General features: G+C 38.9%; 21 protein-coding genes. 19 read left to right on the top strand and 2 right to left on the bottom strand.

All coding sequences use genetic code 11. From position 1 onward, the window contains the following. Positions 1–93 precede the first annotated feature (93 nt). From queA to trxA, 14 genes are all read left to right on the top strand, one after another. The gene (gene queA, locus FD29_RS06355) at positions 94–1,128 is read left to right on the top strand and encodes a tRNA preQ1(34) S-adenosylmethionine ribosyltransferase-isomerase QueA (protein ID WP_057888110.1); all 1,035 of its coding nucleotides are present in this window, start codon (positions 94–96) and stop codon (positions 1,126–1,128) included. Between the two features lie 9 nt (positions 1,129–1,137). After that, entirely contained in the window at positions 1,138–2,280 is a 1,143-nt protein-coding gene (gene tgt, locus FD29_RS06350; protein ID WP_057888109.1) for a tRNA guanosine(34) transglycosylase Tgt, read from the top strand. Positions 2,281–2,370: 90 nt separating this feature from the next. After that, positions 2,371–2,832 (top strand): preprotein translocase subunit YajC, encoded by a 462-nt coding sequence (gene yajC, locus FD29_RS06345; RefSeq protein WP_235804269.1) that lies wholly within the window; start codon positions 2,371–2,373, stop codon positions 2,830–2,832. Between the two features lie 778 nt (positions 2,833–3,610). Continuing rightward, positions 3,611–5,050, top strand: a complete 1,440-nt coding sequence (gene zwf / locus FD29_RS06340; protein WP_057888108.1) for a glucose-6-phosphate dehydrogenase — start codon at positions 3,611–3,613, stop codon at positions 5,048–5,050. A gap of 15 nt (positions 5,051–5,065) precedes the next feature. Further along, the gene (gene dinB, locus FD29_RS06335) at positions 5,066–6,190 is read left to right on the top strand and encodes a DNA polymerase IV (RefSeq protein ID WP_057888107.1); all 1,125 of its coding nucleotides are present in this window, start codon (positions 5,066–5,068) and stop codon (positions 6,188–6,190) included. Further along, positions 6,190–7,146 carry a DHH family phosphoesterase gene (locus FD29_RS06330; protein ID WP_057888106.1) on the top strand — a complete coding sequence of 319 codons (957 nt, stop codon included), beginning with the start codon at positions 6,190–6,192 and terminating at the stop codon, positions 7,144–7,146. The genes dinB and FD29_RS06330 overlap by 1 nt, the downstream gene beginning before the upstream one ends. Further along, a complete protein-coding gene (locus tag FD29_RS06325; protein WP_057888105.1) occupies positions 7,147–8,493 on the top strand; it encodes a DEAD/DEAH box helicase in 1,347 nt (448 codons plus the stop codon). A 252-nt stretch (positions 8,494–8,745) separates the two neighbouring features. Beyond that, positions 8,746–11,382 (top strand): alanine--tRNA ligase, encoded by a 2,637-nt coding sequence (alaS, locus tag FD29_RS06320; protein ID WP_057888113.1) that lies wholly within the window; start codon positions 8,746–8,748, stop codon positions 11,380–11,382. A 62-nt stretch (positions 11,383–11,444) separates the two neighbouring features. Next, positions 11,445–11,702, top strand: a complete 258-nt coding sequence (locus FD29_RS06315) for an IreB family regulatory phosphoprotein (protein WP_010018752.1) — start codon at positions 11,445–11,447, stop codon at positions 11,700–11,702. Then, positions 11,703–12,137, top strand: coding sequence for a Holliday junction resolvase RuvX (gene ruvX / locus FD29_RS06310; protein ID WP_057888104.1), 435 nt, complete (start codon positions 11,703–11,705; stop codon positions 12,135–12,137). A 9-nt stretch (positions 12,138–12,146) separates the two neighbouring features. Beyond that, positions 12,147–12,446, top strand: coding sequence for a DUF1292 domain-containing protein (locus FD29_RS06305; protein ID WP_057888103.1), 300 nt, complete (start codon positions 12,147–12,149; stop codon positions 12,444–12,446). A 109-nt stretch (positions 12,447–12,555) separates the two neighbouring features. Next, positions 12,556–13,098: a CvpA family protein gene (locus tag FD29_RS06300; protein WP_083477794.1), complete on the top strand. Its 543-nt coding sequence runs from the start codon at positions 12,556–12,558 to the stop codon at positions 13,096–13,098. 56 nt (positions 13,099–13,154) lie between these two features. Further along, positions 13,155–15,509, top strand: coding sequence for an endonuclease MutS2 (locus FD29_RS06295; protein ID WP_057888102.1), 2,355 nt, complete (start codon positions 13,155–13,157; stop codon positions 15,507–15,509). Between the two features lie 69 nt (positions 15,510–15,578). Beyond that, on the top strand, positions 15,579–15,890 hold the full coding sequence (gene trxA, locus FD29_RS06290; RefSeq protein WP_057888101.1) for a thioredoxin: 312 nt from the start codon (positions 15,579–15,581) through the stop codon (positions 15,888–15,890). A 95-nt stretch (positions 15,891–15,985) separates the two neighbouring features. Here trxA and FD29_RS06285 read toward each other — a convergent pair whose 3' ends face one another. Beyond that, entirely contained in the window at positions 15,986–16,471 is a 486-nt protein-coding gene (locus FD29_RS06285) for a DUF2507 domain-containing protein (RefSeq protein ID WP_057888100.1), read from the bottom strand. Between the two features lie 133 nt (positions 16,472–16,604). On the opposite strand from FD29_RS06285, the gene murI reads away from it, so the two are divergent. The 4 genes from murI (at position 16,605) to FD29_RS06265 (ending at position 18,776) form a co-directional block, all read left to right on the top strand. Further along, a complete protein-coding gene (gene murI / locus FD29_RS06280) occupies positions 16,605–17,432 on the top strand; it encodes a glutamate racemase (RefSeq protein WP_057888099.1) in 828 nt (275 codons plus the stop codon). Beyond that, positions 17,407–18,006: an XTP/dITP diphosphatase gene (locus FD29_RS06275; protein ID WP_057888098.1), complete on the top strand. Its 600-nt coding sequence runs from the start codon at positions 17,407–17,409 to the stop codon at positions 18,004–18,006. The genes murI and FD29_RS06275 overlap by 26 nt, the downstream gene beginning before the upstream one ends. A gap of 66 nt (positions 18,007–18,072) precedes the next feature. Then, positions 18,073–18,483, top strand: coding sequence for a DUF948 domain-containing protein (locus FD29_RS06270; protein ID WP_057888097.1), 411 nt, complete (start codon positions 18,073–18,075; stop codon positions 18,481–18,483). 2 nt (positions 18,484–18,485) lie between these two features. Beyond that, a complete protein-coding gene (locus FD29_RS06265; RefSeq protein ID WP_057888096.1) occupies positions 18,486–18,776 on the top strand; it encodes a hypothetical protein in 291 nt (96 codons plus the stop codon). Between the two features lie 320 nt (positions 18,777–19,096). On the opposite strand, the gene FD29_RS06260 is transcribed toward FD29_RS06265, so the two are convergent. Continuing rightward, positions 19,097–20,197, bottom strand: a complete 1,101-nt coding sequence (locus FD29_RS06260) for a M24 family metallopeptidase (RefSeq protein WP_057888095.1) — start codon at positions 20,195–20,197, stop codon at positions 19,097–19,099. Between the two features lie 172 nt (positions 20,198–20,369). On the opposite strand from FD29_RS06260, the gene ccpA reads away from it, so the two are divergent. Then, complete coding sequence (gene ccpA, locus FD29_RS06255; protein ID WP_057888094.1) at positions 20,370–21,371, top strand: catabolite control protein A; 1,002 nt, start codon at positions 20,370–20,372, stop codon at positions 21,369–21,371. Positions 21,372–21,387 lie beyond the last annotated feature (16 nt).

Genomic DNA, 21,387 nt, shown 5'->3' with positions numbered 1-21,387 from the left:
ACGTACGGTGGTGTGAGAGGTCGGTAATTAAAAGTTACCTCCTACTCGATTCTAAAGAATTATTGAAACCATGAATTAAAAGGAGTGTTTTACATGTCACTATCAACAGAAGATTTTGATTACGATCTACCCGAAGAACTTATCGCCCAAACGCCAATTAAGAACCGTGACCAATCACGTCTCTTAGTTTTAGACTCGAAGACTGGCGAATATCAAGATAAGCATTTCTACGATATTTTGGATTATTTGAATCCAGGGGATGCTTTAGTTATGAACAACTCACGTGTTTTGCCTGCCCGTTTATACGGTACTAAAGAAGACACTGACGGACACGAAGAAGTCTTGTTGTTGAACAACATCGAAGGCGACAAGTGGGAAGTTTTGATGAAGCCGGCTAAACGTGCCAAAGTAGGAACTAAAGTTGAATTTGGCGATGGCCAACTTGAAGCTGAAGTTTTGGAAGATTTGGAACACGGTGGCAAAATTATTGAATTCCACTATCAAGGAATCTTTATGGAAATTTTGGAACAATTAGGCGAAATGCCTCTACCTCCATACATTAAAGAAAAACTTGATGATCCTGATCGCTATCAAACTGTTTACGCCAAAGAGAACGGTTCAGCGGCTGCACCAACTGCGGGTCTGCACTGGACAAAGGAACTCTTGAAAAAGGTCGAAGACAAGGGCGTTAAATTGGTTTATGTTACACTGCACGTTGGCCTAGGAACTTTTAGACCAGTGACTGAAACTGATGTTGATAAACACGTCATGCACTCCGAATTTTATCGTTTGGATGAAGAATCCGCTAAGACGTTAAACGACGTGAAGAAAAATGGCGGCAAGATCGTCGCTACCGGAACTACTTCAATCAGAACTTTGGAAACTATCGGAACTAAGTTTGACGGTGAGATCAAAGCTGACTCTGGTTGGACAGATATCTTTATCAAACCCGGCTATCAATGGAAAGTCGTCGATGAATTCATCACCAACTTCCACTTGCCTAAGTCCACGTTGGTAATGCTTGTCGCAGCCTTTACTGGTCGTGAAAATATTTTAAATGCTTATCACCACGCCGTTGAAGAAAAATATCGTTTCTTCAGTTTCGGTGACGCAATGTTTATAAAGTAGAGGAAACTTATGGAACCAGCTGTTAAATACACATTATTAAAAAAAGAAAAACATACCGGTGCGCGTTTGGGATTGTTAGAGACCCCCCACGGTACCTTTGAAACACCAATTTTTATGCCAGTAGGAACTGAAGCTACGGTTAAAAATATGTCACCAGAAGATCTCGACAAGATCGGTGCGACAATCATCTTGGCTAACACTTATCACTTGTGGTTGCGCCCCGGTGAAGACATCGTTCAAGAGGCCGGTGGCTTGCACAAGTTCATGAATTGGGATAAAGGTATTTTGACTGATTCGGGTGGTTTCCAAGTCTTCTCTTTGGCAAATTCACGTGACATCACTGAAGCCGGAGTTCACTTTAAGAACCATTTGAATGGTCGTCGTGAATTCTTGTCACCTGAAAAAGCTATCAAGATCGAAAATTACTTGGGACCAGATATCATGATGAGTTTGGATGAATGTCCACCATTCTTTGAAAGCTATGACTACATCAAAAAGTCTGTTGCCAGAACAAGCCGCTGGGCTGAACGTGGACTAGAAGCTCACCGCAATCCTGACTGGCAAGCACTGTTTGGTATCGTTCAAGGCGCTGGTTTTAAGGATCTGCGTAAACAAAGTGCGCAAGATCTTGTAAGTATGGATTTCCCTGGTTATTCGATCGGGGGACTTTCCGTTGGTGAGTCTAAGGATGAAATGAACCGTGTATTAGACTTTACGACACCATTCTTGCCAGAAAACAAACCACGTTACTTGATGGGCGTCGGCACGGCTGACTCATTGATCGATGGCGTCATTCGCGGCGTCGATATGTTTGACTGCGTCTTGCCAACAAGAATTGCTAGAAATGGTACATGTATGACCAGCCACGGCCGCTTAGTCGTTAAGAATGCTAGTTACGCACGTGACTTTGGCCCAATTGATGACAACTGTGATTGTTACGTTTGTCGCAACTATTCAAGAGCGTACATCCGCCACTTATTGAACGCTGACGAATTGTTCGGAACGCACTTGACGACTTACCATAACCTTTACTTCTTGTTGAATTTGATGAAGGGCGTTCGTCAAGCAATCAAAGACGACAACTTACTAGAGTTCAGAGAACATGTTTTTGAAGACTATGGTTTCAATAAAGAAAACGCTAAGAAATTTTAGAATATTTTGATAAGAAAAAACTACTGGTATGGTAACAGAGTAAAATCTTTGTTATTCTATACTTATGCAAATTATTAAGAGGTGGAAAATTTGAATATACTTACATTAGGTGCCGCTGGTACTGGTGCTGGTGGATCAATGGGACTTATTATCTTCGTCGTTATTATGTTCGTTGGTATGTACTTCCTATCCATTCGTCCACAAAAGAAACAACAACAAAAACGTCAAGAAATGCTTAAAGGCATGCAAAAGGGTGACAAGGTCGTTACTCTTGGTGGTATTAAGGGTGTCGTTAACAACATCGACCGTGAAAAGAAAGAAGTTGTTGTTGACTGTGACGGAATTTACTTAACATTCGACTTGAACTTTATTCGTCGCGCTGAATCAGGTGCTACAACTGATGCTGTTAAACCTGCTGCTAAATCAGACAAGGCTGATGATGCTAAAGAAGAGGCACCAAAAGCTGAGGACACAGCTGACAAAGCTGCTGAATCAGAAGAACCAAGGGCTGCTGACGATGCTAAAGATGATACAAAAGAAGAAACAAAATAGTTATTTAATTGATTGAGACCACTGGTTTGGTTTCAATCTTTTTTTGTGCACTGGTTCACTGCCGTCTTCCATGAAGTTCTGGTGGATTCAAGGATTGAGAGTTTTAAGATATTAATATAGGCTGTTTTATTAAATATTGAATATCTTTTAATAGAAATAAGAAAAAACGTAATTTTTAATAAACGAATTCTTTTTAAAATTGATTAGTTAACAAAAATGAATTATCCAAAATATTGGGTAGTCAGCTTTTATATTTATTAACTTTATGCAACTAAATATGAGAAGAACCATAAACCTAGAAATTACAACCTTCTTTATACTTAAAACTATATTTGTACCATTGATAATTTTTACTCAAATACTGTACATAACAACTAAACAACGAAAATTCTAGCCTGGAGAGCAAAAGCTGATGGGCTAAGTAGTGGTTTAATCTTAGCTAGCGTACTGTGCTGGCTTAGATTACTGCCGAGCTTGAAGACGATTTTTAAATCGGCTCCAAGTCGTGCTCACTACGTTCCAGCCAATCAGCTTTTGATCGGAAGGCGGCATATTTAAACAACTCCTGCTTTTGTCTTTGAAATTTATCAATCAAACTAGAGGTTATTATTTGCCTTAAAGCGTACTCTAAGGAGTAATATTTTCACTGTTCTCAACACGTGGTTTGAAAAATGTTCACGTTAAATAAAGTATTGAAAAAATAATAGGTCATTAATGCAGAACTTTAATAATTCATGTTGTAAAATATAAGTACATGATGCTTTCAAAGGAGTTTAAAATGGATACAGAAAAATCAGCGATTTTTATTATATTTGGCGGTTCTGGGGATTTGGCTCACCGTAAGCTATATCCTTCTTTATTCCGATTGTACAAAACGGGATTACTAAAGGATCACTTTGCCGTCATTGGAACTGCTCGTCGTCCTTGGAGTGATGACTATTTCCGTGGTACTGTTATCACTTCTCTAGAAGAAAGCTTTGATGATGACAAGAAAATTATGGAGGAGTTTGCTAAACACTTCTTCTATCAATCACACGATGTTAATGATTCTGAACATTACATCGCCTTGAAGAACCTTGCAGCTAAACTGGACGACCAATTTGAGGCTGGTCACAATCGCGTTTACTACATGGCTATTGCACCTAGATTCTTCGGAACTGTGGCTGAACACTTGAATTCAGAAGGTTTGAAGACTAAAGATGGTTACAACCGTTTGGTTATTGAAAAGCCTTTCGGTCGTGATCTAGATTCAGCTTGCGAGTTGAATGGCAATATTTCAAAAGCTTTCCCTGAGGATGATATTTATCGGATCGATCACTACCTTGGAAAAGAAATGATCCAAGATATTCCTAATATCCGCGCTAATAATCCTAAATTCGAAGCAGCTTTGAATAACAAATATGTTTCCAATATTCAAGTAACTTTGGCCGAATCATTAGGTGTTGAAGATCGTGGTGGCTACTACGAAACGGCCGGCGTTTTACGTGATATGGTTCAAAATCACATCATGCAAATTATCGGTTCGATTGCCAGTGACGATCCTGAAGCAAAGGACGCTGGAGTTATTCACAAAAACAAGTGCGATCTATTTGCTAGTTTGAAGAATTTGACTCCTGAAGAGGTTGATAAAAACTTTGTTCGTGGTCAATATGATACTGATGAATTAGGTGACGAAAAGGCTTATCGCCAAGAGGATAAAGTTGCCGAAGATTCACAAATTGAAACTTTCACAGCTGGTAAAGTTGAATTCAATTCAAAACGTTGGAGTGGAGTGCCATTTTACGTTCGTTCTGGTAAGAGAATGCCTAACAAGGCTTCCAGAATTGACATTGTCTTCAACGAAAAAGTTTCAGAATTAGGTATCAAACCTAATACAGTCTTAACTCTTTTGATTGAAAGAACTAATGATCACAGCATTTTGATCAATGGCATCGACTATAAGGAGTCAGGTCAAGACTTCATTAAGTTCCCTGAAGAACCTGAATTCACTAAGGCTTGTGAGGCTTACGAAAGCCTGATTATCGATATTTTATCTGGTAATCGAGTTCACTTTACGCTTTGGGACGAACTCAGAAGTACTTGGAAGTACATCGATTCAATCAGAGAACGTTGGGACAGTCAAAAAGCTGATTTTCCTAACTATATCAGTGGAACTATGGGTCCTGATTCAGCTGAAATGCTACTCGAACGTGATGGTAATTCTTGGATTTGGGACTAAAGGCGGTGTTAATCCATCTTTTTAAAAATACCAATTAAAATTGAAGAAAATCGAAAAATCATCCATGTTGACATGGATGCTTTTTTCGCTTCAGTGGAAGAACGCGAACATCCCGAGTATAAGAAAAAGTGTTTGATAGTTGCCCAAGATCCGCGCAAACACAATCATCATGGCGTGGTCACGACGGCAAATTACAACGCTCGAAAATACGGTGCTCATTCAGCCATGCCTGTCCAACAAGCAGTCGATTTGATTCCAAAGAAAAAGTTAGTCATCACACCGCCGCATTTTGATCTGTATCGCCAAGTTTCCGACCAGATCCATGATATTTTTGGTGATGTGACCGACAATTATCAGACAGTAGCTTTGGATGAAACGTATTTGGATGTGACGAAAAATAAATTGCACGAGCCAAATACGATCAAGCTTGCCAACTATATTCAACAAAGAATCGTGAAAGAAACGCATTTAACTTGTTCAGTGGGAATTTCATACAATAAGTTTTTGGCCAAAATGGCTTCGGATTATCGTAAACCATTTGGTCGCACGATTATTTTGGGCAAGTATGCTAAAGAATTTCTCAAACCGATACCGATCGAAAAGTTCAATGGCATTGGTAAAGCGATGCAACAAAAATTGCACGACATGGACATTTATACTGGTGCTGATCTGCAAAAAGTTGACCAAGATGAATTCTTAAAGCGTTTTGGTAAAATGGGTTACGTAATTTATAAACGAATCCATGGAATCGATGATTCGCCAGTTGAAGGGCATCGGTTGCGTAAGTCGATCGGTCGGGAGAGCACTTATAATAGAAACTTAGTGACTGACGAACAGATCAATTCTGAGTTGGAACGGTTGGCGCAGAAGGTCAGTCAAGATTTAAAGAAACAGCGTCAACATGGCAAGACAGTTGTCCTAAAATTACGAAACTCGGACTTTGAAACGATTACCAAACGGATGAGTTTTCAAGATTATGTCCAAACAAAAACGGAAATATATCGTGTTGCGAGGGATATTTATGATAAATTAAAGGTGACTGATCAAAAGATTCGTTTATTAGGAATCACGATTACTAATTTAGATCCACTATCTTATGAAGAGGTATCTTTGAATTTGTCTTATAAGGAGGACAACTGATGAATAGCTTTGCCGAAATAATTGCAACAATTAAAAAATATGATAAGATTATTATCTTACGTCATCAAAACCCAGATCCTGATGCTTTAGGATCACAAGCTGGTTTAGCAACAACAATTCGCCAAGCATTTCCAAACAAAGAAGTATTGATGGGTGGTAACGATACGGAAGGCCTCAAATGGCTTTCCACAGCCCAAGAAGTAACTGATGCCGACTACCAAGATGCATTGGTTATTGTGACTGATACTGCCAATCAACCAAGAATTGACGATCAACGTTTTGATGATGGAGCATTCTTGATCAAGATCGATCATCATCCTAATGATGATGCATACGGAGATCAATTATTCGTTGATACTGATGCTAGTTCTAGTTCTGAGATCATTGCTGACTTGATCGAAAGCAGCTCAGAACTAAAATTGACTAAAGAAGTTGCTTATTATCTTTACGCTGGGATCGTCGGCGATACAGGAAGATTCTTGTATCCTTCAACGACTCAACACACGATGGAAGTTGGCGGCAAGTGCATCGCTTTAGGCGTTGATACAGCTGCTATCAATAATAAAATGAACGAAGTGAGCTTGAAGCAAGCTAAGTTACAAGGCTTTATCTATGACATCTTGAATATTGACGAATCTGGAGCTGCTTATGCGGTGATCGATTTGGATCTGATGAAGAAATTAGATATCAACCAAGAACAAGCTAACTCAGTTGTTTCAACTCCCGGTCGCTTGAAGGAAGTCCAATCATGGATGGAAGCTATTCAAAAGGATGACGGCACATTTAGAATGCACTTGCGTTCCCAAGGTGCTGTGATCAACGAATTGGCTAAAAGACATGATGGTGGTGGACACCCACTAGCTAGTGGAGCTACCGCTAAGGATCTTGATGAAGTGAAACAAATGTTTGAAGAGCTAAAGGAAATTGTTAAGAACTACAATCAGAAGGGTGAATAGATGACTAAATTTTCACAATACAACTTTAATGATGCAATCAATAAATCATTAAAAGAAATACATTTTGAGGAACCAACTAAGGTTCAAGAAGCCGTAATTTCTTTGGTCAATAAGAAAAAAGATATTATTGTGCAATCTGAAACAGGTTCCGGTAAAACACACGCATTCTTGTTGCCAGCAATGAATGCTTTGACAAAGGATCAAGAAGTTCAACTCTTGATCGCTACACCAAGTAGAGAATTGGCATACCAAATTTATAATGATACTCAAGATATCTTGAAGAACTATCCAGAAGAATACAATGCGTTTATCTTCGTTGGTGGTTCTGATCGTGAACGTCAAAAGAGAAAGCTTGAAGCTCACCAACCACAAATTGCTATTGGTACTCCAGGTAGACTTTGGGATTTGATCCGTGAAAATGATTTGCACGTTGAAAATGTTCAAAGATACGTTGTCGATGAAGCTGATATGACACTTGATATGGGATTCTTGGATGATGTCGATCACATCACTAACAAATTGCCAGAAGACCGTGAGATGATGGTCTTCTCCGCTACGATTCCTCAAAAGCTAGAACCATTTTTGAAGAAATACATGCACGGACCACAACGAGTAGAGATCAACAATGGAACGATCATTCCTAAGAACGTCGATAACTGGTTGATGTTTACGCACGGTCGCGATAAAAAAGAGATCATCTATCAATTGATGACAATCGGTGAACCATACTTGGTCTTAGTGTTCGCTAATACTAAGAAGACAGTTGATGAGATCTACAACTACTTACGTGGTAAGGGATTAAAGGTTGCTAGAATTCATGGTGGCTTGACTCCACGTGAACGTAAACGCACGATGAAACAAGTTGAAAACATGGAATATCAATTCGTAATTGCAACTGACTTGGCTGCACGTGGAATTGATATCAATGGTGTATCCCACGTTATCAATGCTGAAATCCCAACTGACTTGGACTTCTTGATTCACCGTATCGGAAGAACTGGTCGTAACAAGATGTCCGGTACAGCGATTACTTTCTATGAACCTGGTGAAGAAAATCGCGTTGCTGAGATCGAACACATGGGCATCAAGTTTAAGCCTAAAGATATCAAGAACGGTGAGATCGTTGATGCTGTTGAACGTGACCGTCGAATCAATCGTAAGGCTGATCAAGAAAAACTTGATACTAAATTAGTCGGTTTCGTTAAGAAACAAAAGACTAAGAAGAAGCCTGGTTACAAGAAGAAGATCAAGCAAGCAATTAATGAAGAACATCGCCAACAAAGAAAGATCAAGATCAGACAAAATCGTCGTCAAGAACGTGACGCAAGACGAAAGAAAAATAATTAGTAAAGTTTTTTAAATATTGACAATTTTTAAGTTGATGGTTAATATTTTCCTTGGATATATCTTATACTGAACATTTTCAGAGAAGGCTGCTTGGTGAGAATGCCTAATTGTTCAATATAAAGATGCTGCCAATTATAAATTGTATATAATAATATATTTGAGAGGCTAACGAAAATCGTTGCAAACAAGGTGGTACCGCGCATGGGCGTCCTTGGAGTTGCAGCGATTTTTCGTTTTTCGTGGGGAGATAGAATGAAAAATTTATCAAGTGCTGAAATAAGAAAGATGTTTTTAGACTTTTTCCAATCTAAAGGTCACATCATTGAACCTAGTGCTCCATTAGTTCCACAAGATGACCCAACTTTGCTTTGGATCAACTCTGGTGTTGCTACAATGAAGAAATACTTCGATGGTACAGTTGTGCCAAAGAATCCACGTATCACCAGTGCTCAAAAATGTATCAGAACTAATGATATTGAAAACGTCGGAAAGACTGCTCGTCACCAAACATTCTTTGAAATGATGGGTAACTTTTCGGTTGGTGATTACTTCAAGAAAGAAGTTATTCCTTGGGCTTTTGAATTCTTAACAAGTCCTGACTGGATCGGTATGGATAAGGAAAAGATGTACGTTACTACTTATCCTAAGGATACAGAAACTCAAAAATTATGGGCTGAAGTGGGAATTCCTGCCGACCATATTTTAAAAGATGAAGACAACTTCTGGGATATCGGTGAAGGTCCTTGTGGTCCCGATTCTGAAATTTTCTACGACCGTGGTCAATCATTCAATAATTTGGCTGAAGACGATCCTGAAAACTATCCTGGTGGCGAAAACGAACGTTACCTTGAAGTTTGGAACATCGTGTTCTCAGAATTGAACCACTTGCCAAATGGTCAATACGTTGAACAACCACATAAAAACATTGATACGGGTCTAGGCCTAGAACGTCTAGTATCAATTATTCAAGGCACTAAGACTAACTTTGAAACTGACTTGTTCATGCCTTTGATCGAAGATGTTGGTTCACTTTGCGGCAAGAAATACGGCGACAACGCTGAAGATGATATCTCATTCAAGATCATCGCTGATCACGCTCGTTCAGTTTCCTTTGCTATCGGTGACGGAGCTTTGCCTTCAAATGAAGGTCGTGGATATGTTATCAGACGCCTTATAAGACGTGCAGTTCTAAATGGTAAGAAGTTAGGTATCAACGGACCATTCCTTTACAGATTAGTGCCAATCGTTGGTTCAATCATGGAAAGCTACTATCCAGAAGTTACTCAACAACAAGACTTCATTGCTAAAACAATTCAACAAGAAGAAAAACGTTTCTCAGAAACACTCGATGCCGGTCTTGCTTTGCTTAACGGTGTAATTGCCGATCTTCGTAAGAAAGACCAAACTGTTATCGACGGTGCCAATGCCTTCAAGCTTTACGATACTTATGGTTTCCCAATGGAACTTACTCGCGAATATGCTGAAGATGAAGGTTTGTCAGTTGATGAAGATGGTTTCAAGGCAAACATGGAAGCTCAAAAGCAACGTGCTCGTGATGCCCGTGGTAATCTTCAATCAATGGGTATGCAAGATGAAACTTTGATGGAAATCAAGACACCTAGTGAATTCGTTGGTTATGACCACAATGAAACAACAAGTAAATTGACTGATATTGTTGCTGATGATAAAGAAGTCAAATCAATCTCTGAAGGCCAAGCTCAACTTATTTTTGACACAACTCCTTTCTATGCTGAAATGGGTGGTCAAGTGGCTGATGCTGGTAATATTTACGACCTCAAGGGCAACCAAGTTGCTGAAGTAGTCGATGTTCAACACGCACCAAATGGCCAAAACATTCACTTAGTAAATGTGATGTCAGAAATTTCCGCTGGAGCTGAATATAAGCTTGAGATCGATGTTGATTTCCGTGAAAAAGTTCGCCACAATCACACCGCAACTCACTTGTTGGATCAAGCTTTGCGTGACGTTGTCAGTGCTAGAACTCACCAAGCTGGATCATTAGTTGAACCAGATTATCTTCGTTTCGACTTCAACAGCAATGCTGCTTTGACAGCTGACCAAATCAGTCAACTTGAAAAGATCGTCAACGAAAAGATCTGGGCTGCTATTCCAGTTAAGACAGAAGTCTTGCCAATTGAAGAAGCTAAGAAGAAGAAGGGTGCTATTGCCTTGTTCAGTGAAAAGTATGGCGACTTCGTTCGTGTCGTTGAAATCGATGACTTCTCAACTGAATTCTGTGGTGGTACTCACGCCCGCAACACATCCGAATTAGGACTCTTCAAGATCACTTCTGAATCAGCTATCGGTTCCGGTACGAGAAGAATTGAAGCTGTTACTGGTGAAGAAGCATTCAAGTACTTGAATGAACAATTACAAACATTGCAACAAACAGCAAGCAATATGAAAGTTAACCAATTGAAAGATGTTCCTGCTAGAGCTAGTCAAATGGTTGACGAGATCAAAGCATTGAAACGTGATAACCAAAACCTAAAGACTCAACTTACAAGTCAAAAATCAGCTGAGGTCTTTGACAATGTTGAAGATATCAACGGTTACAAGGTTATTTCAAACATTATTCCGGCCGACATGGCAACTTTGCGTCAATTAGCAGATAACTGGAAGAACGACAACAAGTCTGATATCTTAGTTCTCGGAGCTAGTGGAGACAACAAGGCTAGTCTAGTCGTTGCAGTTACAAAGGAAGCCCAAGCCAAAGGAGTTAAGGCTGGAGATTTAATTAAGAAAATATCTAAGGAAATTCAAGGTGGCGGCGGTGGCCGTCCTGATATGGCGCAAGCTGGTGGTAAGAATCCGGCTGGTTTAACAAATGCGTTACAATTAGCTAAAGATATTATTAAATCTTATTAAAGTGGGCTATAATTGAGCTGAGGCTTTTCGGTCACTTAAATTTAGTTATACGGAGGTTTGCCATGAGTTCACTTGATAAAACTATGAGTTTTGACTTTAATGAAAATAAAGGCAAAGATGTCAAAGAAACATTGCAAAGTGTTTATCAATCACTAGAGGAAAAGGGATATAATCCAATTAACCAAATCGTTGGATATCTTCTTTCTGGTGATCCTGCATATATTCCACGACACAACGATGCCCGTAATTTAATTTTGAAACATGAAAGAGACGAGATAATTGAAGAATTAGTTAAGAGTTATCTCAATCAAGGTAAATAAATGAGATTATTAGGATTAGATGTTGGTTCACGAACTGTCGGAGTTGCTTGCAGCGATCTATTAGGCTGGACAGCTCAGGGAGTGGAGATTATTCGTATCAATGAGGATAAAAAAGAATTTGGTTTGGATCGCTTAGGTGAGATCATCAAAGAGAAACAACCCACAGGTGTAGTTCTTGGTTTGCCCAAAAATATGAATAATACTGAAGGTCCAAGAGTCGAAAAATCTCGTGAGTATGGCAAAATGGTCGAAGACAGATTTCATTTGCCAACAGATTTTATTGATGAACGTTTAACAACAGTTCAAGCTGAAAGAATGTTGATCAATGAAGCTGACGTATCTCGCAAAAAACGAAAGAAAGTTATCGATAAGATTGCCGCTGAGATGATCCTCCAAAATTATCTCGATGCTAAAGGCAAACTAACACGAAATTAAGGTGATATTATGAGTGAAAAACAACCACCAAAAGATTTAGACGAAGTTATTTTAAGTGATGACCAAGGTAATGAAGAAGTCTTCAAGATTCTCTTTACTTTCGAATCAGATGATTATGGTAAATCATATGTATTTCTATATCCAAAGGCATCAGAAGACTCTGATGAAATTGAGATCCAAGCATTTTCATTCTCACCAGACGAAAACGGCGACGTTGATGCTGGAGAATTGAATCCAATCGATGATCCCGAGGAATGGGACATGGTTCAAGAAGTTTTGAATACCTTCACAAGTGACGATGATGAATAGCTAAAAAATTAACGATTGGCGTAAGCCAATCGTTTGATTGTTTTTGGAATACATCGTCAGTATGATTTACAAATTCGCTTTTTTAGCATGATTGAAGTAAGGGGAAATAATGCTTAGTCTGTTACTTATTTTACTTTTGATTTATGGTTTTTATATTGGTGCCCGCCGTGGATTAGCCATGGAGGTATTCTATGCAGTCGGATATGCACTGTTCTTTTGTTTGGCATTAGTATCTTTTCAAGGTTTAGGGCCAAAGTTTGAAATGATTGTGCCTTATCCTTCTGCAAATTTGGGCAGTGAATTTGCCTTTTTCTCAACAAAAGTTGGTATGGAACTAGACAATGCATTTTACCGTGCCTTTGCTTTTATCTTTATCTGTTTTATTGGCTGGATCATTGTCAGATTCGTGGGTCTGTATTTCAAACGACTCACTTATTTTCCAATGTACAATGATATCAACCTCTTGAGCGGAGGAATTATTGGATTAGTTGTCACATACGTTGCCATATTTATGGCACTGTTGATCTTGGCAATGATTCCAGTATCAGGTATACAACATGCTTTGCAACATTCATTTGTGGCTTCAGCGATGATTAAAAGTACGCCGGTCCTTACGGCTGAACTTAGTCGTCTATGGATTGGAGCCGTTTAAAAAACTTGAGGCTGAGACGTGATGTTTCAGCCTTATTTTGCAATTAGGAGAGATTTATGAATAATAAAGCTTTGAAAGTATTGGAATTTGACAAGATCAAAGCTGAAATTGCCAAATATCTGATCACAACGCGCGGGAAAACTCTCTTACATAAATTAATGCCGATGTCGGTTGAATCGATCGTTCAAAGATTGATCGATCAAACCAAAGATGGAGCCGATATTATCCGTATTAAGGGTGAAATCCCGGTTAGAAAATTAGCTGATCTACACGACCAAGCTAACCGTTTGAAAAAAGACGGTAATTTAAATGGAACAGAATTGGCTCAAATTGGCCAAGTGCTCCAAAATACCAGTGAATTAAAAGAATTTTTTGAAACTTTAAAAGATGAACAATTAGACTTGCGTCAACTTTACGATCTGAATGACAACTTGATCGACAATCCAGCTTTGACGAAACGGATTGCTCGGTCTTTGGATGATACTGGACGTGTGCTCGACACAGCTTCTGATGACTTGAAATACATCAGAACGCGTATCAGTCGATACAATGACCAGATCAGAGAAGCTATGGGTCAATATACACGTGGTAAAAACACTAAGTATTTGACCGAAGCGATTGTGACTTTGCGTGATGACCGTTTTGTTATCCCGGTTAAGACTGAGTACAAGGCCAAGTTCGGTGGTGTAGTTCACGACCAAAGTGCCAGTGGACAGACTTTGTATATCGAGCCTCAAGCGGTAGTTGGTTTGAACAACCAGTTGCATGAAGCACAGGTTTCTGAGAAGTCTGAAGAGATCAGAATCCTCAACAACTTGTCTAATTTAGTACGTCCTGAGATCGACGAGATCGTTAAAAACAACGAAGTTTTAGCTCAATTTGACCTAATCAATGCTAAAGCTAAGTATGCTAAGGAAATAAAGGCCACTGAGCCAATTATTTCGGATGATCATATAGTTAACCTACATAACGCAAAACACCCTCTAATCGACCCAGACAAGGTCGTAGCTAATGATATTCGCATGGGGGATGGATACAAGACGATGTTGATCACCGGTCCGAATACTGGTGGTAAAACTATCACGATGAAAACTTTAGGTTTGATTCAACTGATGGCCCAAGCCGGACTCTTTATCCCAGCTCGTGAAGAGAGTGAAGTAGCGGTCTTTGATGAAGTTTTCGTTGATATCGGTGATGAACAGTCAATTGAACAAAACTTGAGTACTTTCTCCTCACACATGGATAATATTATTAATATCATCCACAAAGTTTCAGAGCACAGTTTAGTTTTAATCGATGAACTAGGTGCCGGAACTGATCCCCAAGAAGGTGCTGCTATTGCGATCGCTATTTTGGAACGTTTAGCTAAGTCGAACTGTTACATCATGGCTACGACTCACTATCCTGAGTTGAAAGTTTTTGCTTACAATACGCCAGAGACGATCAACGCCAGTATGGAATTTGACGACAAGTCGCTTAAACCAACGTATCGGCTGTTGATCGGTATTCCTGGTGCAAGTAATGCCTTCAATATTGCTGCTCGTTTAGGAATGGACCGCTCAGTTGTTGAACGTGGACAGTCGTTGATGGATGGCGAGAGTCAAGACTTGAACAATATGATTGCCGATCTTGAGAATCGTCGTAAAGAATTTGAACAGAAGAATGATCAGTTGAAGATTCAATTGGACAAGAATAAGAGCGTTCAAAAGAATTATGAAGAAAAAGCTGACAATCTTGATAAATCGAAAAATTCTGAAATCCAAGCAGCCAAAGTACGAGCTAATCAAATCGTAGCTAAGGCTAGAAGAGAATCCGACAAGATCGTTGAACGTTTACGCAAACTTGAACAAGATGGTGTGGCGGTCAAAGAAGATCAGATCATTTCAGCTAAGACTGGTTTGAAGAACTTGCACCAAGACGAAGCTATTAAGAAGAACAAAGTTTTGCGTCGCAACAAACGTCGTCAACAATTAAAAGTCGGCGACAGCGTTAAGACATTGTCTTACGACCAAATTGGAACGATCGTTCGTAAAGATAAGAATGGTCAATTCGATGTGCAACTAGGTATCTTGAAGATGAAATTCAGTGCTGACGACTTAGAGAAGGTTCAAAACGCTGAACCAGAACCAGAGAAGAAGCCAACTATGGTTCGTCGGACTAAGAGTTCAGGTTTGTCGAGCAAGTTGGATCTACGTGGTAAACGTTACGAAGAAGCAATGACTGAATTGGATCAATACATTGATTCAGCCTTGTTAGCCGGTTACAACCAAGTAACCATCGTCCATGGCTTTGGTACTGGAGTAATTAGAAAAGGCGTTACTAACTATTTGCAAAGAAATCCTCGAGTAAAATCATTTGGCTATGCACCCGCAAGTTCAGGTGGTTCTGGAGCAACAATCGTTGATCTATAATAAGACAGAATATTTTAGATTGTGAGCAATTAATGCTAAGATTCTACTAGTTAAAAAGGAGTGAATAAAATGGTTGATGAAGTAACAGATAAAGATTTTACAGAAGAAACTAAAGATGGTGTCGTACTTGTAGACTTTTGGGCAACTTGGTGTGGTCCGTGTCGTATGCAATCACCTGTAATCGAAGAATTGTCAGAGAATGATGATTCCGTTAAGTTCTTGAAGATGGACGTGGATGCAAATCCTAATACACCTAAAGACTTTGGAATTATGGCTATTCCTACTTTGATCATTAAAAAAGATGGCGAAGTTGTTGAAAAGCTAACTGGTTTCCACAACAAGGCTCAACTTGAAAAGATTCTTGATGGCTATTCAGATTAAGAAGAAAAAAAAGATCCAGCAGCTGATAAATCAGTCGCTGGATCTTTTTTTGTATGCTTGTACACTACCATTTTGATCGTTTTTAGGTGTATACTTTAGTTTCGATCAATTTGTATTTTAATTGAAACGCTTTTGGCTTTACTGTTGACAGTGTAAGTTCCTAAGGAGTACGCACTGATAGTTTTTTCGACAGTTTCAGCAATTATTCCAGTTTCTAATGAAAACTCAGGATCATCGTTATTAGTATCGAAACGTTGTTCAACTTCGGGACCAGTTAGTTTATATGTGTAGCTAGTAGGTGTTTGCTTAACGATTTCTAGTTTTCCAAAACCTGCTTTAACGAATAATTCTGGTAAACTTTCCATATCAAGGATTAATTGACGGCTAAGATTCTTACCGGCCCAATATAGTAGTTCAACGGTATCTTTATCGAGAAGGTCAGGAAGGATAAAATCACGGAGTACCGAAACTGCAAAGTAGCTTTCGGTTAACGTATCTGTGCCTACATTTTCACCATCTTTTTCTTTTTGTAGGGCATCTGTTAACGTTGATTTATTGAGATCTTTAGATTTTTCGGCCATTATTTTAACTCCTTTTTTCAGACAATTCATTATATCATTAGAATAATTGCTTTTTAAGTCAATGTAAAAGATAGAACATAATAATTTTCATAAAATACAGATAATTCGCTTAAATGAAGGCAGGGGTAACATTATGAGTGATCAAAGACCAATTGGAGTACTAGATTCTGGACTAGGCGGCTTGACGGTCGTCAAAGAAGTCATCAAACAGTTGCCAAATGAGAATGTCATTTTCATTGGTGATGAAGCAAGAATGCCTTATGGTGTAAAAACTCATGACCAAATCATAGCTTATACACGCGAAATGGTACAGTATTTAACTAGCCAAAATGTTAAATTGATTATTTATGGCTGCAATACAGCTACAGCCAATGCATTATCAGAATTGCGAAAAGAATTTACCGTCCCTATGTTGGGCGTCATCAAACCAGGAGCCAAAGAAGCTGCGAAGACTACTAAGACAAAGCATGTAGGTATCATCGGAACGGAATCGACAATCAATTCTAAGAGTTACAGTCAAACTCTAAAAGAGATCGATCCTAAAATAACCGTCCGCGGAATTGCCGCCCAAAAATTCGTAGCGATTGTTGAAGCTGACCAAGCAGATAGTCAGGCAGCTCAAAATACGATTGCAACGACTTTGAAACCATTTGAAGCCAGCAACTATGATACGTTGATCTTGGGATGCACGCATTTTCCAATGTTGAAAAAGCAGATCAATCAATATTTGCCAAATACCAAGTTGATCGATCCAGCGGTCAGCACAGTAGAGACAACTAAAAATTATTTAGCTGAAAATAACTTATTGAACGATCAAAAGCACCATGTATTAAGATTGCACGCCACAGCCGATATCGAAGACTTTTCAAGATTAGCCAAACAATGGTTGAATACGGATATCGATGAGATCAGTTTAGTAAAAATTGGAGGAGAAGATGAAAGAAATAATAATCGCAACTAAGAATCCTGGTAAAGCTCGTGAATTCAAGAGCGTCTTTAACGATCAGGACTTTGTTTTAAAAACATTGCTAGATTTTCCTGATTTTCCTGAAATTAGAGAAACGGGGAAAACTTTCCAGGAGAATGCTACCTTGAAGGCTCATGCGGTGATGGAACGGTTTAACTTACCAACTATCGCTGATGACTCTGGGTTACAAGTTGACGCATTGTATGGCAGACCTGGCGTCTATTCAGCACGTTATGCCGGAGACCACAACGATGCAGCCAACAATGCCAAGCTATTGATGGAATTAGGTGGCGTACCTAAGGAAAAGCGAACGGCTCGATTCGTTTCGACATTAGTCTTTGCTAATCCTAACAATGACGAAGATCTAGTCGTTGAAGGCGAGGTCAAAGGCTTGATTGGGGCTTTCCCCGAAGGGGATGATGGTTTCGGATACGATCCGTTGTTTTATATCCCTGAATTGGATAAGACGATGGCACAAATGACTGTTGAAGAAAAGAACCAGATCAGTCACCGTGGCAATGCTATCAAAAAGCTCGAAAAGCAGTGGCAAAGTTGGATTAATTGGTAATTGATTGCCGTTGATTTAATAAAATGCTAGTATGAAAGTGCTATTAAAATACAGGAGGGTAAGATTATGACTGGTGGACAAATTGCAGGATTAATCGCAGCAGTTGCTTTTGTAGTATTGGTTGTGTATTTAGCCAGAACTTTAGTTCAAACTGCTAAATTGCTTCAAGAATTGCAAGAAACAATGAAGGAAACAACCAAAATGGTTGAAGTACTTTCTAAGAATACTGAGCAGATCATGGATCAAAGTACTAAATTAGTTGATAAGACAAATACTTTGATGGATGATGTCAATTCCAAATCAAGCAAGTTAAATCCTTTGTTTGATACCGTTGAGAACCTTGGTAAGAAATCTGCTAAGGCTACTGAAGAAAAGCCAAACACTGGCTTCAATTTCCAAAATATGTTGACACTCGCTAATTTAGCTACGGTTGCCAAAACAGCAGCTAAAATTTGGCCTAGAAAGAAGAATAATTAACTATGAAAAATAATCATTTCGCTTTAGGCCTAGTGTTGGGCTGTGCATCAGGATATTTGGCCTCTAAGTATTTAACCAGTGATTCGGGCCAAAAAGTATTGGAAAATATCAAAACTATCCGTGGCGACTTCAACAACGGTGGTGTTGGCCTGAATACTAACAACGACTTGATCGATTCATTCAACGAAAAGACAGATGCCTTGAAAGATCACATGGCAGAAACAGTTGATAAGATCAAAGATGATGAAGATGATTCTAATATTGTCTTTGACGAAGATGACATTAAAGAATAATTCAATAATGACAACGACAAAAAATCCCTAACTGAACTAGTCAGTTAGGGATTTTATTATGCATGTATTTTTGTGAATGGTTGTTACTATCATGCCATATCGAAAGGATCCTTCTCAGAATAACCATTGTTCTGATATGGCATGTTTGAATGATTATTTATATATAATAACACATTTAGCTATCATGGTATATCCAATATGCAAATTCATAAGCAAGTTACTGAAATTTCTTTCACAAATCCTTTTATATCAACAAAAGGAGCGTGAAAAAAATGAAAGGATATTTGCTTAATTATGCAGATGCACAAAAATTATTGTGATTAATCGATATATTTCAATTCTTTAGAAGTTTGTGTGAATGGTTCGCAACCATCTTCAGTGATGTAGACACAGTCTTCAATTCTGACACCAGCAACGTTAGGAATATAAATACCGGGTTCGATCGAGAAGCACATACCTGGTTTAAGGACCATGTCGTTACCTTCCATGATTGATGGGAATTCGTGTTCTGAAGTACCCATACCGTGACCTAAACGGTGAATGAAGTATTCGCCATAACCGGCCTTAGTAATGATGTCACGGGCAACTTTATCAAGTTCAGCAGCTGTGATACCAGGTTTGGCAGCGTCCATAGCAGCGTATTGTGCTTCTAGGTCAACTTTATAAATATCGAGAGACTTGTCATCAGGTTTGCCAAAAGCTACGGTTCTGGAAGCATCACTGATATAGCCGTTGTGAACTGTTCCCAAATCGAAGAGAACTAATTCGTTCTTTTCGATCGGTGTTTTTTCGGGACCACCGTGTGGATTAGCAGCATTGGCACCAGCTTGAACGATCGTGTCAAAACTCATGTGCATAACGCCTTTTTTCATCATAGCGTATTCAATTTCAGCAACGACTTCTTGTTCAGTGCGGCCTTCCCTAATGGCATTGAAAGCAACTGAGAAGGCATAGTCCGCTTCGTCACCAGCAGCTTTTAATTCGGCAATTTCTTCCGGCGTTTTGATCAACTTAGCGTTTTCCATGTAGCGGGAAAGATTGTTAGGGAACTGAGCGTCAGGGAATTGTTGTTCGAGTGCTTCGAGCTTTTGAACGGACATGTCATCTTTTTCGATAGCCCATTTAACAGGGGTACCAGCGACATCCTTAATGTGACCAGCCATCAAAGCAAATGGATTCTCGTGGTCGAGATAACCGAAAACATCCTTATCAAAACCAGCTTCTTTAGCAGCTTCGACTTCAAGTTGAGGAGCGAAGATAAAAGGATCTTTATCTGGGAAAACTAGAAGAGCAAGAATACGTTCGACCGGATCACTGTAAAAACCAGTGAAATAGTTGATATCAGTAGGATTTGAGACATAAGCGGCGTCAAGTCCGTTTTGATTTAAATACTCTTGTAATGCTATTAATTGTTTCTTCATGAAAATACTCCTTTACGACAATATTTATTAGTAGTATATCACTGAAAATGATTTTCTTTTTGAAAAAATATGAAAACATATACCAATAATGTAGAAACCGCTTGCAAAATGTAAAAATCTTTGATAAATTAGAGTTAATTAATGAAAATATTGTTTGAGAGAGTGAATATTAATGGAGAAAAAAGTAGTAACAATCTATGATGTAGCTGAGGCAGCCAATGTTTCAATGGCAACTATTTCACGTGTAGTGAATGGCAATGCCAATGTAAAGGAAGAAACTAGAAAACGTGTCTTGGAAGTTATCGACCGTTTGAATTACCGTCCTAATGCTGTTGCCCGTGGACTGGCAAGTAAAAAGAGTACAACTATTGGGGTAATTTTACCTGATATCACTAACTTGTATTACGCATCATTGGCTAAGGGGATCGATGATGTTGCCTCAATGTACAAGTACAATATTATTCTTACAAGTTTACAAGAATCTGTTGGCGATGACGAGCAAATTTTGAATAATTTGTTATCAAAGCAAGTTGATGGAATTATTTACATGGGTAAACAAATGTCTAAGAAACTCAAACGTATCTTAGCAAACTCAAAGACACCAATCGTTTTGGCTGGTTCTGTCGATAAGAATAATGAAAGTGCCAGTGTAAATATTGACTTTACTGATGCTGTTGCCAGTGTAGTTGGTCAATTGACACAAAATGGCCACAAGAAAATCGCCTTTGTTGGTGGTTCATTGGAAAATCCTATCGATGGTAAATTCAGATTAGATGGCTACAAGAAAGCCTTGAAGAAAGCTCACTTGAACTTTTCATCTAACTTGGTCTTCGAAGCAGACTATTCAGTTCGTGCCGGAGAAGCAATCTGGGATGCCGTTAAGAGCAGTGGCGCAACTGCCGCTTATGTAACAGATGACCTATTGGCTTCTGGTATTTTGAACTCAGCTACTAAATCTGGAGTTAAGATCCCTGATGACTTCGAATTGGTAACAAGTAACGATACTATCCTTTGTGAAGTAACTCGTCCTAAGATGAGTTCAATCGAAGAACCTCTATATGATATCGGTGCTGTTTCAATGCGTCTTTTGACTAAGATGATGAACCAAGAACAAATTGATGAAAATACTATCAAATTGCCATACAGCATTGTTAAACGTGGTTCTACAAAATAAAAAGTATAACAAAACT

The organism is Companilactobacillus mindensis DSM 14500 (assembly GCF_001434275.1).
Taxonomy (GTDB): Bacteria; Bacillota; Bacilli; order Lactobacillales; family Lactobacillaceae; genus Companilactobacillus; species Companilactobacillus mindensis.
This window is presented reverse-complemented; position numbering and strand designations above follow the sequence as displayed.

Excerpts from the sequence above, each read along its gene's own strand:
- queA (WP_057888110.1), top strand. The coding sequence starts at position 94 with ATGTCACTATCAACAGAAGATTTTGATTACGATCTACCCGAAGAACTT.
- tgt (WP_057888109.1), top strand. The coding sequence starts at position 1,138 with ATGGAACCAGCTGTTAAATACACATTATTAAAAAAAGAAAAACATACC.
- zwf (WP_057888108.1), top strand. The coding sequence starts at position 3,611 with ATGGATACAGAAAAATCAGCGATTTTTATTATATTTGGCGGTTCTGGG.
- FD29_RS06330 (WP_057888106.1), top strand. The coding sequence starts at position 6,190 with ATGAATAGCTTTGCCGAAATAATTGCAACAATTAAAAAATATGATAAG.
- FD29_RS06325 (WP_057888105.1), top strand. The coding sequence starts at position 7,147 with ATGACTAAATTTTCACAATACAACTTTAATGATGCAATCAATAAATCA.
- alaS (WP_057888113.1), top strand. The coding sequence starts at position 8,746 with ATGAAAAATTTATCAAGTGCTGAAATAAGAAAGATGTTTTTAGACTTT.
- FD29_RS06315 (WP_010018752.1), top strand. The coding sequence starts at position 11,445 with ATGAGTTCACTTGATAAAACTATGAGTTTTGACTTTAATGAAAATAAA.
- ruvX (WP_057888104.1), top strand. The coding sequence starts at position 11,703 with ATGAGATTATTAGGATTAGATGTTGGTTCACGAACTGTCGGAGTTGCT.
- FD29_RS06305 (WP_057888103.1), top strand. The coding sequence starts at position 12,147 with ATGAGTGAAAAACAACCACCAAAAGATTTAGACGAAGTTATTTTAAGT.
- FD29_RS06300 (WP_083477794.1), top strand. The coding sequence starts at position 12,556 with ATGCTTAGTCTGTTACTTATTTTACTTTTGATTTATGGTTTTTATATT.
- FD29_RS06295 (WP_057888102.1), top strand. The coding sequence starts at position 13,155 with ATGAATAATAAAGCTTTGAAAGTATTGGAATTTGACAAGATCAAAGCT.
- trxA (WP_057888101.1), top strand. The coding sequence starts at position 15,579 with ATGGTTGATGAAGTAACAGATAAAGATTTTACAGAAGAAACTAAAGAT.
- FD29_RS06285 (WP_057888100.1), bottom strand. The coding sequence starts at position 16,471 with ATGGCCGAAAAATCTAAAGATCTCAATAAATCAACGTTAACAGATGCC.
- murI (WP_057888099.1), top strand. The coding sequence starts at position 16,605 with ATGAGTGATCAAAGACCAATTGGAGTACTAGATTCTGGACTAGGCGGC.
- FD29_RS06275 (WP_057888098.1), top strand. The coding sequence starts at position 17,407 with ATGAAAGAAATAATAATCGCAACTAAGAATCCTGGTAAAGCTCGTGAA.
- FD29_RS06270 (WP_057888097.1), top strand. The coding sequence starts at position 18,073 with ATGACTGGTGGACAAATTGCAGGATTAATCGCAGCAGTTGCTTTTGTA.
- FD29_RS06265 (WP_057888096.1), top strand. The coding sequence starts at position 18,486 with ATGAAAAATAATCATTTCGCTTTAGGCCTAGTGTTGGGCTGTGCATCA.
- FD29_RS06260 (WP_057888095.1), bottom strand. The coding sequence starts at position 20,197 with ATGAAGAAACAATTAATAGCATTACAAGAGTATTTAAATCAAAACGGA.
- ccpA (WP_057888094.1), top strand. The coding sequence starts at position 20,370 with ATGGAGAAAAAAGTAGTAACAATCTATGATGTAGCTGAGGCAGCCAAT.